Raw genomic sequence first — 13,979 nt, forward strand, 5'->3', positions numbered from 1 at the left:
CTGGCCGACGAGTCGGAGAGTAGTCCGGCCAGCCTGCCACGTGCTCGCGCGGCGCCCGCCGCCGGGCACCCGGTGGGCGCCGGGACCCCTGTCCACGCCGGGGAGGCGCCGTGTGCCCAGGGGCTCCGGGGGGCGATCCCAGGACATCGCGTCGCTTTGACGATTACAATGGCCGGGTGCCTCAACTACGCCTCGCTCTGAATCAGATCGACTCGACCGTCGGCGATCTCGCCGCGAACGCCGAGGCGATCGTGCACTGGACCCGGCACTCCGCCGGGCAGGGCGCGCATCTCGTCGCGTTCCCCGAGATGGCGCTGACCGGCTACCCCGTCGAGGACCTGGCGCTGCGGTCCTCGTTCGTCGAGGCGTCCCGGGACGCCCTGCGGGCGCTGGCGCGGCGGCTCGCCGACGAGGGGTTCGGGGAGCTGCCCGTGGTCGTCGGCTATCTCGACCGCTCCGGGCGGGCGCAGCCGAAGTACGGTCAGCCCGCCGGCGCCCCGCAGAACGCCGCCGCGGTGCTGCACCGGGGCGCGGTGGTGCTGTCCTTCGCCAAGCACCACCTGCCCAACTACGGCGTCTTCGACGAGTTCCGCTACTTCGTCCCCGGCGACACAATGCCCGTCCTGCGCGTCCACGGGGTCGACGTGGCGCTCGCGATCTGCGAGGACCTCTGGCAGGACGGCGGCCGGGTCCCTGCGGCCCGGAGCGCGAAGGCCGGGCTCCTGCTGTCGGTCAACGCCTCGCCGTACGAGCGGAACAAGGACGACACCCGGCTCGAACTGGTCCGCAAGCGCGCCCGGGAGGCCGGTTGCGTCACCGCCTACCTCGCGATGACGGGCGGGCAGGACGACCTCGTCTTCGACGGTGACTCGATCGTCGTGGACGCGGCCGGCGATGTCGTCGCCCGCGCGCCGCAGTTCTCCGAGGGCAGTGTGGTCCTCGACCTCGATCTGCCGGCCGCCGCCGCCGACGCGCCGACCGGTGTGGTGGACGACGGGCTGCGGATCGACCGCGTGGTCCTCTCCGAGGAGCCGCTGCCGACGTACGAGCCGGAGCTGACGGGCGGGTACGCGGAGCGGCTCGACGACGACGAGGAGCTCTACTCGGCGCTCGTCGTCGGCCTGCGGGCGTACGCGGCGAAGAACGGCTTCCGGTCCGTCCTCATCGGCCTGTCCGGCGGCATCGACTCGGCGCTCGTCGCCGCGATCGCCTGCGACGCGGTCGGGGCGTCGAACGTGTACGGCGTCTCGATGCCGTCGAAGTACTCCTCGGACCACTCCCGGAGCGACGCCGCCGAACTGGCCCGCCGGACCGGGCTCGACTTCCGTACGGTGTCGATCGAGCCGATGTTCGACGCGTACATGGGCGCGCTCGGTCTCAGCGGCCTCGCGGAGGAGAACCTCCAGTCGCGGCTGCGGGGCACCATGCTGATGGCGATCTCCAACCAGGAGGGCCACATCGTCCTCGCGCCGGGCAACAAGTCCGAGCTGGCGGTGGGCTATTCGACGCTGTACGGCGACACGGTCGGGGCGTACGGGCCCCTGAAGGACGTGTACAAGTCGACGGTGTTCCGGCTGGCGCGGTGGCGCAACCGGGCGGCCGAGGCGCGCGGCCTGACCCCGCCGATCCCGGAGAACTCGATCGGCAAGCCCCCGAGCGCCGAGCTGCGCCCGGGCCAGGTCGACACGGACTCGCTCCCGGACTACGACGTCCTGGACCGGCTCCTGGAGCTGTACGTGGACCGTGACCAGGGCAAGGACGCGATCGTCGCGGCGGGCTTCGACGAGGAGCTGGTGGCGCGGACGCTGCGGAGGGTGGACGCGGCGGAGTACAAGCGGCGTCAGTACCCGCCGGGGACGAAGATCTCCGCGAAGGGCTTCGGCAAGGACCGCCGTCTGCCGATCACGAACCGCTGGCGGGAGTCGACGGCGGGCTGACCCGCTCGGCACGGGTCCCGGCCGCGGCCTCCGTCCCGGTCGTGGTCCCGGTCGTGAGCGGGCTTCCCGCGACGACCCGGGAGGCGCCCTCCGGGGCCGGGCGGCGGCCCGTCCGGTCGAGGAGGCCCGCCGCCACGGCGATCGCGAGCCCCACCACGGCCAGGGCCGCGCCCACCAGGGTCGGGGACGTCCAGCCCCACCCGGCGGCGACGGCCGCGCCGCCCGCCCAGGCACCGCCCGCGTTGGCGAGGTTGAAGGCGGAGTGGTTGGAGGCGGAGGCCAGGGTGGGCGCGTCCTTCGCCTTGTTCATCACCAGCATCTGCAACGGGGTGGTGGTCATGAACCCGACCGCGCCGAGGACGACGACGGTCACCAGCGCCAGCCACGGCACGTGGATGGTGAAGCGGAAGGCGACCAGGACGAGGGCGAGCGCGCCGAGGGAGCCGTAGAGCGTCGGCCGCAGCGCCCGGTCGGTCAGCGGGCCCGCGGCGAGCGCGCCGGCGGTCATGCCGATGCCGAAGAGGGCGAGGACGAGGGTGACGGAGGACTCGCCGAAGCCCATCACCTCCGTGGTCATCGAGGCGAGGTAGGAGTAGACGGCGAAGACGCCCGCGAAGCCGAAGACGGCGGTGAGCAGCCCGAGCAGCACCTGCGGGCGGCGCAGCGCGCGCATCTCCCGGCCGAGGCTCTGGTGCGTCTCGACGGGGACGTACGGGACGAGCCGTGCGAGCGCCGCCATGGCCACCAGGCCGATGACGGTGACGACGAGGAAGGTGGCGCGCCAGCCGAGGTGCTGGCCGAGCAGGGTCGCGGCGGGGACGCCGAGGATGTTGGCGACGGTCAGGCCGAGGAACATCGTGGCGACCGCCCGGGCCTGCCGGCCCTCGGGAACCAGGCGGGCGGCGACGACGGCGCCGACGCCGAAGAAGGCGCCGTGCGGCAGGCCGGCGAGGATCCGGCCGCCGATCAGCCAGCCGAAGCCGGGCGCGAACGCGGAGGCGAGGTTGCCGACGACGAAGAGGGCCATCAGCAGGAGCAGCATCCGCTTGCGCGGGACGCGGGAGCCGAGGGCGGTGAGCAGCGGGGCGCCGATGACGACACCGATGGCGTACGCGGAGACGAGGTGGCCGGCCGTGGGGACGGAGGTGCCGAGATCGCCGGCGACATTGGGCAGCAGGCCCATCATCACGAACTCGGTCGTGCCGATGCCGAAGGCGGAGACGGCGAGCGCGAGCAGCGCCAGGGGCATGAGGAGAGCCTTTCCGAGGGTTAGTTCTTCTTCGGAACAAATGCTCTCAGGCGGAATGTTCCCGCCGGCTTCGGCCGGGTGAAGGTGAGGTTGCGGGCGCGCGGCCGGGTCAGCGGGACCCGCGCGCGGGCGGTGGAGCGGGCCGGGCGCCGGGCGCGGGCGGCCGGGTCGTCAGAGGCGGACGGTCAGAGGCGGACGCGGGCGGCGATCGGGAGGTGGTCGCTGCGCGTCTGCGGGAGCGTCCAGGAGGAGACCGGTTCGAGGCCCTTCACCATGATCTGGTCGATCCGGGCCATCGGGAACGAGGCCGGCCAGCTGAAGCCGAAGCCGTCGCCCGAGGCGCCCTGGGTCGAGCGCATCTGGGAGGTCACGGCGTTGAGCGAGCGGTCGTTCATGGTGCCGTTGAGGTCGCCGAGGAGCACGACCCGCTCGTTCGGGTCGTGTGCGATGGCCTCGCCGAGCGCGTCGGCGCTGTTGTCGCGCTGGTTGGCGGTGAAGCCGGCGTTGAGCTTGACCCGCACGGACGGGAGGTGGGCGACGTACACGGCGACCTCGCCCCGGGGCGTGTCGACGGTGGAGCGCATGGCGCGGGTCCAGCCCATCTGGATGTCGACCTCGCGCGAGTCGCTCAGCGGGAACCTGCTCCACAGCCCGACCGTGCCCAGGACGGAGTGGTACGGGTACGCCTCGGCCAGGCCCCGCTCGTACACCGGGACCATCTCGCCCTTGAGCTCTTCCAGGGCCACCACGTCGGCGCCGGATCCGGCGATCTGGCGGGCCGTGCCCTCGGGGTCGGGGTTGTCGGCGTTCACGTTGTGGGTGGCGACGGTCAGGTCGCCGCCGGTGGCGGACTTGTCGCTGACCAGGCCGCCGAAGAGGTTGAGCCACACCACGGACGGGAGCAGCAGGGCGATCAGCGCGGTCGCGGAGCGCCGCAGCAGGGCCAGGACCAGCAGGACCGGGACGAAGAGGCCGATCCAGGGGAGGAAGGTTTCGGTGAGGCTGCCGAGGTTGCCGATCCGGTTGGGGATCTCGGCGTGGAAGACCATCAGGAAGGTCAGCAGCACCGCGCAGACGGCGAGGAGGATCCCGCGGCGCCAGATCCCCTGGTCACCGCGCCAGCGGTCGAACGCCGATCGGACCCGCGACGCGGAGCGCTCGTCCCGTGCGCCGCCGCTCTCGGTCTCCGTCATGTCCACCCGCGCCATATCCGCTGTCCTCACTGCCTTGCCGTCGTGCCGCCCGGCCGTCCGGCCGTGGTGCCTTCGTGCCGTACGGCGGTCGTGCCGTTCTTCTTCCGCGACCCGACGTCGACACTAGGTGATGTCGGGCCGGACCTCCTTCCCCGAGGACGTGGGAAGGCGCGCGGCGGGTTCCTGCGCGGGAGGCGCGCGCCGGGGCTGTGACAGAACGCGCACATTCGTGCGGGTCGCTCAGCCCGGCGGACGGACGCCCGCCAGGACGGCGTCGACCACCTGCTCCGGCAGGCCGGGGTCGAGCGGGGCGCCCGGCCGGATGATCGTGCGCACCAGGAGGGGGCCGACGAAGAGGTCGTTGACCAGTTCGATGTCGAGGTCGGCGCGGATCTCCCCGGTCTCCACCCCGCGCCGCAGCGCGTCGAGGCCCATCCGGCGGCGGGGCTCGATGACGGTGTGGTGGTACGCGTCCCAGAGCCGGGGATACGACTGCATCTGCGAGAACACGTTGTGGAGCAGGGCGGAGGTCCGCTTGGCCAGGCCGCGCCGCCGCAGCGCTTCGAGCAGGGTGACGAGATCGTCCCGGACGGAGGTGCCGGGCAGCACCGGGTCCGGGGGTTCGACGGAGCGCAGCAGGTCGACGAAGAGCTCCTCCTTGCCGGGCCACCGGCGGTAGATGGTGGCCTTGCCGACGCCCGCGCCGCGGGCGATCTTCTCGATGGAGAGATCGGCGAGCGGTATCCCGTCCTCCAGCAGCGCGACCGCCGCCGCGAACACGGCCTCCTCCACCCCTTCGCTGCGCGGCCGCCCGCGCCGGGGGGCGGGGGCGGCCCCGACGCCGGGGACCGGGGGCGCCGTCGGGTGCCGCTCGTCGCGCGGGTCTTCCGGGGCTCCGCCGTCATCCAGGGACACGTTCCGCTCCACCTCTCACCGTTCTCGCCGCCGCGCGGGGGGCGCGGGTCACCGCCGTACCGATTCTCCCGCCCCGGCCGAGGGCCCCGGCACCGAGCGCCGCGAGCCGGCGGGACCCGGCGTGCCGCCCCCCACGGCCCCCGGTCCCGCCGTACCGCCCCCGTCCCGCCGCGCGTCGCCCGGGCCCGGCGTACCCCCGCCGTACCGCCGTGCGTCGCCCGGGCCCGCCGTACCGCCGCCGTACCGCCGTGCGTCGCCCGGGCCCGCCGTACCGCCGGACCCCGGGCCGTCGGCGCCCGCGGGCCCGCCGGCCGTCGGGGTGCGGCCGGGGAGGAACAGCGCCACCACGACCGCGCCGATCAGGGCGACCGCCGCCGAGCCGATCGCCGTCACGTGCATCGCGTCCAGGAAGGCCTCCTGGGCCGGGGCCACCAGAGACCTCCCGGCCGGGCCCAGCTTCTCGGCGACGCCGAGGGTCGCCTCGATGGATTCGCCCGCCGTCGCCCGCAGCGCCGGCGGCAGCGCCCCCAGGTGTCCCTCGATCTCGCCCCGGTACGTCGTGGAGAGCACCGAGCCGAGGACGGCGACGCCCAGCGCCCCGCCCACCTGCCGGAAGGTGTTGTTGATCGCCGAGCCGGAGCCGGCCTTCTCCCGGGGCAGGGTCTGCATCACCGACACGGTCACCGGCGGCATGATGTGGGCCATCCCGGCGCCCTGGAGGAAGAAGACGATCTCCAGGACCCAGACCGGCGTCGACGCGTCGAAGAAGGTGAAGGCCGCCAGGCCCACCGCGACCGCCAGCATGCCCGCCGTGCACACCACCCGGGCGCCGAAGCGCTCCACCACCAGCCGGGCGCGGGGCGCGAAGACCATCTGGGCGACGGCCAGCGGCAGGATCAGCAGCCCGGACTCCAGCGCGCTGTAGCCGCGCACGCTCTGGAGGTAGAAGGCGGAGAAGAAGGTCACGCCCATCAGCGCGAAGAAGACCAGGGCGATCGCGGCGACGGCGGCGGAGAACGCCGGCTTCCGGAAGTACGCCATGTCGATCGCCGGATGGTCGCTGCGCCGCTCGTACAGCACGAAGCCGACGAGGACCGCCAGCCCGGCGAGGAGCGGCGCGAGGACCGTGGCGTCCGTGAAGCTCGCCAGCTCGCCGCCGCGGATGATCCCGTACACGAGCAGGACGAGGCCGACGACGGACAGCAGCACGCCCGGTACGTCGATCCGGCCCGGCTTCGGGTCCTTCGAGTCCGGAACCAGCCACATCATCAGCGCCAGGGCGAGGAGCACGACGGGGACGTTGACGAGGAAGATCGAGCCCCACCAGAAGTGTTCGAGCAGGATGCCGCCGGTGATCGGGCCGATCGCGATCGCCAGGCCGACGCTGCCCGCCCAGATGCCGATGGCCTTGGGCTGCTCGTCGCGCTCGAAGACGTTCATCAGGATCGCGAGGGTCGCCGGCATCACGAAGGCGGCGCCGAAGCCCATGACCGCGCGGTAGCCGATGAGCTCGGCGGGCGAGCCGGAGACCGCGGCGAGGGCGGAGCCGACGCCGAAGACCGTGAGGCCGAAGAGCAGGACCTTCTTGCGGCCGAGCCGGTCGCCGAGGAGGCCGGAGGTGAAGAGCAGGCCCGCGAAGACGAGCGTGTAGGAGTTGATCGCCCACTCCAGCTCGCTCTGCGTGGCGCCGATGCCGGTGGGGGCGGGGGCCGCGATCGTCTTGACCGCGACGTTCAGGATCGAGTTGTCGAGGACGACGATCAGCAGGCTGAGCATGAGGACCGCGAGGATCGCCCACCGGCGGCGGTGGACCGCCTCGGAGACGCGGGACGGGGGCGCGGGAGCGGTGGTGGACGGCTGAGACATGCGGTCCAGGCTAGATCGCATTTCGATACGAGACCGTCTCGTATAGGAATTCTGGGGAATTCTTTGCTCGACTTTGCGCCATCGTTGCCGTGGTGTGAACAGCGCCACTCCGCGCCACTTCCCCCGCTCCGGCACGAAGTGCCACCATGGATGTGGTCCGGGGACGCCGTGAGGGCGCCTCGAGATGACGAAGGAGCCGTTCACCATGACGCTTCAGGCTGCCCCGAAGCAGTCCCCCGACAGCAGCAAGGCGCTGTACGGCGGGACGGGCACACGCCGCATCACCGTCCACGACATCGCCGCCGCGAAGACCCGCGGCGAGAAGTGGCCCATGCTCACCGCCTATGACGCGATGACCGCCTCCGTCTTCGACGAGGCCGGCATCCCGGTCGTCCTGGTGGGCGACTCCATGGGCAACTGTCACCTCGGCTACGACACCACCGTGCCCGTCACGATGGACGAGATGACGCTGCTCTCCGCCGCCGTCGTACGGGGCACCAAGCGCGCCCTCGTCGTCGGCGACCTCCCCTTCGGCTCGTACCAGGAAGGGCCTGTCCAGGCCCTTCGCAACGCCACCCGGCTCGTCAAGGACGCCGGAGTCGGGGCGGTCAAGCTGGAGGGCGGCGAGCGGTCGCTGCCGCAGACCGAGCTGCTCGTCCAGGCCGGCATCCCCGTCATGTCGCACCTGGGCCTGACCCCGCAGTCCGTCAACACCATGGGTTACCGCGTGCAGGGCCGGAGCGACGAGGCCGCCCACCGGCTGCTCAGCGACGCCAAGGCCGCGCAGGACGCGGGCGCGTTCGCGGTCGTCCTCGAACTCGTACCGGCCGAGCTGGCCGCCGAGGTCACCCGCTCCCTGCACATCCCCACCATCGGCATCGGGGCCGGGCCCGAGACCGACGCCCAGGTTCTCGTCTGGACGGACATGGCCGGACTGACCGGCGGCAAGGTGCCGCGGTTCACCAAGCAGTACGCCGACCTGCGCCGGACGCTCGGCGACGCCGCGCGCGCCTTCGCGGACGACGTGGCCGGCGGGGCGTTCCCCGCGGAGGAGCACACCTTCCACTAGCCATCGCGGCACCAACGACAGCCCGCCGACATCCCCCATCGGCGGGCTGTCGGCCGTCGCGGCCCGAGCCGCGGGACGGCGGTGCGTCGGTGGCGCGTCGGTGGCTGCGGGCGGGCTGTCGGACGCCTGTCGGTGCTTTGTCAGTGGCGGCTGATGTAGTAGGGCCATGACGCGATCCGCACGCAACGCCGTCGAGGTACGAGGCCTCGTGAAGCACTACGGCGAGACGAAGGCCCTCGACGGGGTCGACCTCGATGTCCGCGAGGGCACGGTCCTGGGTGTCCTCGGCCCCAACGGCGCCGGCAAGACCACGCTCGTCCGCTGCCTCTCCACCCTGATCGTCCCGGACGCCGGCACCGCCGTCGTCGCGGGGTACGACGTGGTGCGCCAGCCCCGGCAGCTCCGCCGCACCATCGGCCTCACCGGGCAGTACGCCTCGGTCGACGAGAAGCTCTCCGGCTGGGAGAACCTCTACATGATCGGGCGGCTGCTCGACCTGTCCCGGGCGGACGCCCGGCGCCGCGCCGACGAACTCCTGGAGCGCTTCTCGCTCACCGAGGCCGCCAAGCGCCCGGCGATGAACTACTCCGGCGGTATGCGCCGCCGGCTCGACCTGGCCGCCTCGATGATCGGGCAGCCGGCCGTCCTCTATCTGGACGAGCCCACCACCGGCCTCGACCCGCGCACCCGCAACGAAGTGTGGGAAGAGGTGCAGCGGATGGTCGCGGAGGGGGTGACCGTCCTGCTCACCACCCAGTACATGGAGGAGGCCGAGCAGCTCGCCGACGAGCTGACCGTGATCGACCGCGGCCGGGTCATCGCCAACGGCCAGGTCGACGAGTTGAAGGCGCGGGTCGGCGGCCGGACCCTGAAGGTCCGCCCCGTCGACCCCTCCCAGCTGCCGGCCATGGCCGACGCGCTGCGCGAGACCGGTCTCGACGGCATCGCCGGCTCGACCGTCGTCCCCGACGAGGGCGCGCTGTACGTGCCGATCCTCAGCGACGAGCAGCTGACCGCGGTCGTCGGCCTGTTCGGCGCGCGCGGCTTCGGCATCGCCCACATCGGAACCCATCTGCCCAGCCTGGACGAGGTGTTCCTGGCCATCACCGGCCAGAAGACGTCCGTGTCCGACGCGATTCCCGAGGAGGTCGCCGCGTGAGCGCCACCACGACCACACAGCTCGCCAAGTCCCCCGTCGAGACCCCGGGCCCCGCCCCGGCGCGCGGGCCGAGCGGCGAGGGCCGGATCGGCCTGCGGGCCAACCTCCGTCACATCGGCGCGCTGGTCCGGCGCAACGCGCTGCAGATCAAGCAGGACCCCGAGTCGATGTTCGACGTCGTCCTGATGCCGATCATCTTCGTCCTGCTGTTCGTGTACGTCTTCGGCGGCGCGATCTCCGGCAAGGGCAACAACCAGGAGTACGTGAACTACGTCGTCCCGGGCCTGATGGCGATGATGGGCATGAACATCGCCATGGCCGTCGGCACGGGGATCAACGACGACTTCAAGAAGGGGGTCATGGACCGGTTCCGGACGATGCCGATCGCCCGGTCCTCCGTCCTCATCGCGAAGATCGTCGTCGAGATCGGCCGGATGCTGGTCGCCGTCGCGATTCTGCTCGGCATGGGCTTCCTGCTCGGTCTGGAGATCCGGACCTCGGTCGTGGACCTCTTCGCCGCGATCGGCCTGTCCACGGTGTTCGGCGCCTCACTGATGTGGATCTTCATCCTGCTCGGGCTCACCCTGAAGACGGCGCAGGCGGTCCAGGGGATGGCCATGATCGTGCTGATGCCGCTCCAGTTCGGTTCGTCGATCTTCGCCCCGCCGACCTCGATGCCCGGCTGGCTGGAGACGTTCACCGACTACAACCCGCTGTCCAACCTCGCCGACGCGGCGCGGAACCTCATCAACGGCGGTCCGGTCGCCGAGTCGGTGTGGATGACGCTCGGCTGGGCGCTGCTCATCACGGTCGTCACGGCGCCGCTCGCGGTCGCCAAGTTCCGCAAGAAGACCTGAGCCGTACGGGAGCGCCGGGCGCCCCGGCGCCCCGAGGGTCCGGAGGCGCCGGCGTCCGGGTGCCGGGAACAGGGCGCCGGGTCAGGGTTCGGCCGGGCCGGTGATCGCGTCGGCGGTGCGGCCGAGCAGGGCGGCGGCCTCCCCGAGGGAGAGGCCGCCGCCTTCGGCGTACGCCGCCTCGTAGGCCGCGTCGCCTAGGGCGGACCTGGTCAGCCGGGTGGCCTGGTCCAGGCTCTCCCGCTCGGGCGGCGTGAGCACATGGCCTGCCGGGCAGAGCGCGGCGCGGGCGCCGAGCAGCCGGGCGGCGACCTCCGCGTGGGGGCCGCCGATACCGGCCAGGGACCAGGCGGCGGTGACCAGATGGACCGTCGGCATATGGGGGGCGACCAGCATCGACAGGGAACCCTCCGCGCGTTCCAGGGCCTGCCGGATGAGCGGAAGCGCCGCTTCGTACCGCCGGTCCACATTGTCGAGCCAGCCCAGCATGCCGAGGGTGAACCCACCGAAGATCGACAGGGTCTCGGTGCCGAACTCGCCCAGGACCGCTTCGAGGTGCTCGCGCGCCTCGGCGGTGCGGCCGGTGCGGCCGAGGTGGAGCGCCAGGAAGATCCGGGCGGCGAGCATCTGCTCGTGCCCGCGCGCCGTTCCGGCCTCCAGGACCTCGCGCAGGATCGCCTCGCCCTCCTCGGACCGTCCGGTGGCGTTGAGCATGTCGGCGTACCGGGCCCGTAGCAGGACCTTCTGGGCCTGGGCGCCGATCCGTTCGGCGTAGCCGATGGCGGCGACGTAGTCCTCGGCCGCCTCCTCGAACGCGCCGCGCTTCTCACGGGCCTCGCCGCGCGCCGCGAGCGCCTCGGCCGCGCCCCAGGCGTCGTCGAGGCGGACGAAGAGGGCCAGGCTCTCATCCGCGTCGGCGTCGGAATCGCCCGCCCAGTCGGCGCGGTTGGCGGAGACGTTGGCACGCAGCCGGAGGGCGTGGGCGAGGTCCCAGTCGTAACCGTGGGCGCGGCAGGCCTCGACGGTGGTGTCGAGCATCTCCCGCAGGCGGCCCACCTCACCGGTCAGCAGGACGGCGAACACCACGAAGAAGCCCGGCAGTCGGCAGGTCTGCGGCAGCCCCGGGGGGTACATGTCGGTGATCCTGCGCAGGCGCCGCATCCCGTCGGGCGAGATCCAGTCGCCGCCCTGGTGGTCCATGTTGAGCAGCTCGATGAGCCGCACTCCTCGCCGGGCCTCCCACAGCCGGGCCTCGTCGAACGGGGGCGGGGCGGCGGTGCACGGCTCGTGGAGCGGTACGACGGGGGGCGCCGAGGGCCCGAAGGGGTCGGGGCCGAGGGCGGCGACGGCCTCGGCCCAGTGCAGGGCGTCGGCGCGCAGATCGCGCATCTGCCAGTACCAGAGCAGGGCGTGGACGAGGGCGAGGGCCTCGTGCTCGTCGCGGGCGGAGACGGCGCGGCGCAGGGCGGTGCGCAGGTTCTCGTACTCGCGGCCGAACCGGGCGATGGCTTGGATCTGCCCGGCGCCTCGGAGCCGCGGGTCGCCGGTGCGGGCGACCTCGCGGTAGTGGACGATGTGCCGCCGCTCGGCCTCCGCCCGCTCCCCCGCCTCGTCGAGCCGCTCGGCGGCGTACTCGGCGACGGTCTCCAGGAGGCGGTAGCGCATGGCGCCGCCGTCGACGGGCGTGGCGATGACGAGCGACTTGTCGACGAGGGAGCCGAGCACGTCGAGAACGTGGGGTGCGGGTGAGGCGGTGGGGGCGGGGGTGGAGCAGACCGCTTCCGCGGCCTCCAGGTCGCAGCCGCCGGTGAAGACCGACAGGCGGCGCAGGACGGCGCGTTCGGGTGCGTCCAGGAGGTCCCAGGACCAGTCGACGACGGCGCGGAGGGTCTGCTGGCGGGGCAGGACCGTGCGGGCGCCCGAGGTGAGCAGGCGGAAGCGGTCGTCGAGGCGGTCCGCGATCTGGCGCGCGGTGAGCATCCGCAGCCGGGCGGCGGCCAGTTCGATGGCGAGGGGGAGGCCGTCCAGGCGTCGGCAGATCTCGTCGGCGGCCAGCGGGTCGTCCTCGACGCGGAAGCCGGTGCCGGTGGCGGCCCCGCGGTCGGCGAGGAGCCGGAGCGCGGTGTCCTGGGGCAGCGGGCCGACCGGGCGGACCGCCTCTCCCGGCACGCCGAGCGGTTCGCGGCTGGTGGCGAGCACGGTCACGCCGGGGCAGCGGGCCAGCAGGGTCTCGGCGAGCCGGGCGGCCGCGCCGACGACGTGTTCGCAGTTGTCGAGCAGCAGGAGCATCCGGCGGCCGGCGCAGTGGTCGACGAGCCGCTCCGAGGGGTCGTCGGCGCCGCGCAGCTCCTCGGCGCCCGCCGCCCGCAGTACGGTCTCGCGCGCGCCGACGGCCCCGAGCACGGCCTCGGGCACGGCCTCCGGGTCGGTGACGGGGGCGAGTTCGACCAGCCACACCCCGTCGGGCCATCCCCCGCCGCCGGCCGCCCGCTCGGCGGCCTCCTGCGAGAGCCGCGTCTTCCCGGCCCCACCGGGCCCGAGGAGCGTGACGAGCCGTGCGCGCGCCAGTTCGTCGCGCACGGCGGCGATGTCGTCCTCCCGCCCGACGAAACTGGTCAGCCGGGCACGGAGGTTGCCGACGGAGGGCGGGGCGGGCGGGTCGCCCGTGACGGGTGGGGCAGGCGTGACGAACGGGGTGGGCGTGACGGGCGGGGTGCCGGTCCCAGGGGCGCCGGTCCCAAGTGTGCCGGTCCCAGGTGTGCCGGTCCCGGGGGCTCCGGCCGGGCGCTCCGGCTCCCGGCCGGGGCTCCGTCCCGCCGGGGCGGGCGCCGGGCCACCGGCGGCCCCGGGGAGGGCGGTGCGGCCGGGGCCGTGCGGCGCGGCCCGCCTGTCCGGATCCGCGGCCGGCGCGGGGCGGCCGTCCGGCGCCGCGGAGCCGTCCGGCGCCGCGGTGCCCTTCGGCGCCTGCGGGGAGAGGAGTTCCGCGTGGAGGGCGCGGAGGGCCGGGGAGGGGTCGGTGCCCAGGCGGGTGGCGAGTTCGCGGCGGAGCGACTCGTACGCCAGGAGCGCCTCCGCCGCGCGGCCCGTGTCCCGCAGGGCCCGGATGCGGAGCGCCTGGAGCGGTTCGTCCAGCGGGTGGGCCTCGCAGAGGGCGGCCAGTTCGGGGAGGGCCGCGGCCGCCTCGCCCAGGGTCAGGGCCGCGCCGAAGCGGGCGCGGCGGGCGTCCAGGCGGCGGGCCTCCCAGCGCGCCGCTTCCGTGGCCCGGTCGGGCAGGTCGGCGAGGGCGGGCCCGCGCCAGAGGCCGAGCGCCTCGTCGAGGACGGCCGCGGCCCGCGCCGGGTCGCCCGCCTCCAGCTCCCGTACGCCTTCCGCCGCCAGCCGTTCGAAGCGGTGGGCGTCCACGTCGTCGGGGCCCGCGGCCAGGGCGTAGCCGCCGTCCGCTGAGACCACCGCCTCCCGTCCGAGGGCCCGGCGTACCCGGCCCACCAGGGCCTGGAGCGCCGCCCCGGCGTCGGCCGGCGTCTCCCCGCCCCACACCTCGTCCACGAGGAGGGCGACGGGAACGGTCCGTCCCGGGCGGAGGGCGAGGACGGTCAGCAGGGCGCGCAGCCGCGGCCCGCCGACCGGGACGGGCGTCCCGTGGACGGTGTGGACCTGGGTGGGGCCGAGGACGGAGTAGCGCACAGGCCCTATTCTCCGTGAGCCGGGGATCACCGCAGGAACTCACCCCCGCTCCG

The 13,979-nt window shown here is 73.7% G+C and carries 9 protein-coding genes; 4 read left to right on the forward strand and 5 right to left on the reverse strand.

All coding sequences use genetic code 11. The features are described 5' to 3' along the window. Positions 1–176 precede the first annotated feature (176 nt). Complete coding sequence (locus ACFZBD_RS19870) at positions 177–1,937, forward strand: NAD+ synthase (RefSeq protein WP_391140907.1); 1,761 nt, start codon at positions 177–179, stop codon at positions 1,935–1,937. On the opposite strand, the gene ACFZBD_RS19875 is transcribed toward ACFZBD_RS19870, so the two are convergent. The 4 genes from ACFZBD_RS19875 to ACFZBD_RS19890 form a co-directional block, all read right to left on the reverse strand. After that, a complete protein-coding gene (locus ACFZBD_RS19875) occupies positions 1,903–3,186 on the reverse strand; it encodes an MFS transporter (RefSeq protein WP_391140910.1) in 1,284 nt (427 codons plus the stop codon). The genes ACFZBD_RS19870 and ACFZBD_RS19875 overlap by 35 nt on opposite strands. 185 nt (positions 3,187–3,371) lie before the next feature. Next, positions 3,372–4,394: an endonuclease/exonuclease/phosphatase family protein gene (locus tag ACFZBD_RS19880; RefSeq protein WP_391140911.1), complete on the reverse strand. Its 1,023-nt coding sequence runs from the start codon at positions 4,392–4,394 to the stop codon at positions 3,372–3,374. Between the two features lie 225 nt (positions 4,395–4,619). After that, positions 4,620–5,294, reverse strand: coding sequence for a TetR/AcrR family transcriptional regulator C-terminal ligand-binding domain-containing protein (locus ACFZBD_RS19885; protein WP_391140912.1), 675 nt, complete (start codon positions 5,292–5,294; stop codon positions 4,620–4,622). Positions 5,295–5,342: 48 nt separating this feature from the next. After that, positions 5,343–7,160: a DHA2 family efflux MFS transporter permease subunit gene (locus tag ACFZBD_RS19890; RefSeq protein WP_391140913.1), complete on the reverse strand. Its 1,818-nt coding sequence runs from the start codon at positions 7,158–7,160 to the stop codon at positions 5,343–5,345. A 205-nt stretch (positions 7,161–7,365) separates the two neighbouring features. Here ACFZBD_RS19890 and panB point away from each other — a divergent pair, with 205 nt between their 5' ends. The 3 genes from panB (at position 7,366) to ACFZBD_RS19905 (ending at position 10,245) form a co-directional block, all read left to right on the forward strand. Beyond that, positions 7,366–8,229, forward strand: coding sequence for a 3-methyl-2-oxobutanoate hydroxymethyltransferase (gene panB / locus ACFZBD_RS19895; RefSeq protein ID WP_391140914.1), 864 nt, complete (start codon positions 7,366–7,368; stop codon positions 8,227–8,229). A gap of 166 nt (positions 8,230–8,395) precedes the next feature. Continuing rightward, positions 8,396–9,388 (forward strand): ATP-binding cassette domain-containing protein, encoded by a 993-nt coding sequence (locus tag ACFZBD_RS19900; RefSeq protein WP_391140916.1) that lies wholly within the window; start codon positions 8,396–8,398, stop codon positions 9,386–9,388. Next, a complete protein-coding gene (locus ACFZBD_RS19905) occupies positions 9,385–10,245 on the forward strand; it encodes an ABC transporter permease (RefSeq protein ID WP_391140918.1) in 861 nt (286 codons plus the stop codon). The genes ACFZBD_RS19900 and ACFZBD_RS19905 overlap by 4 nt, the downstream gene beginning before the upstream one ends. Positions 10,246–10,326: 81 nt before the next feature. Here the strand turns inward: ACFZBD_RS19905 and ACFZBD_RS19910 are convergent, their stop codons facing one another. Then, positions 10,327–13,926 (reverse strand): BTAD domain-containing putative transcriptional regulator, encoded by a 3,600-nt coding sequence (locus tag ACFZBD_RS19910; protein ID WP_391140920.1) that lies wholly within the window; start codon positions 13,924–13,926, stop codon positions 10,327–10,329. Positions 13,927–13,979 lie beyond the last annotated feature (53 nt).

It is taken from the genome of Streptomyces sp. NPDC008121 (assembly GCF_042957155.1).
GTDB lineage: Bacteria > Actinomycetota > Actinomycetes > Streptomycetales > Streptomycetaceae > Streptomyces.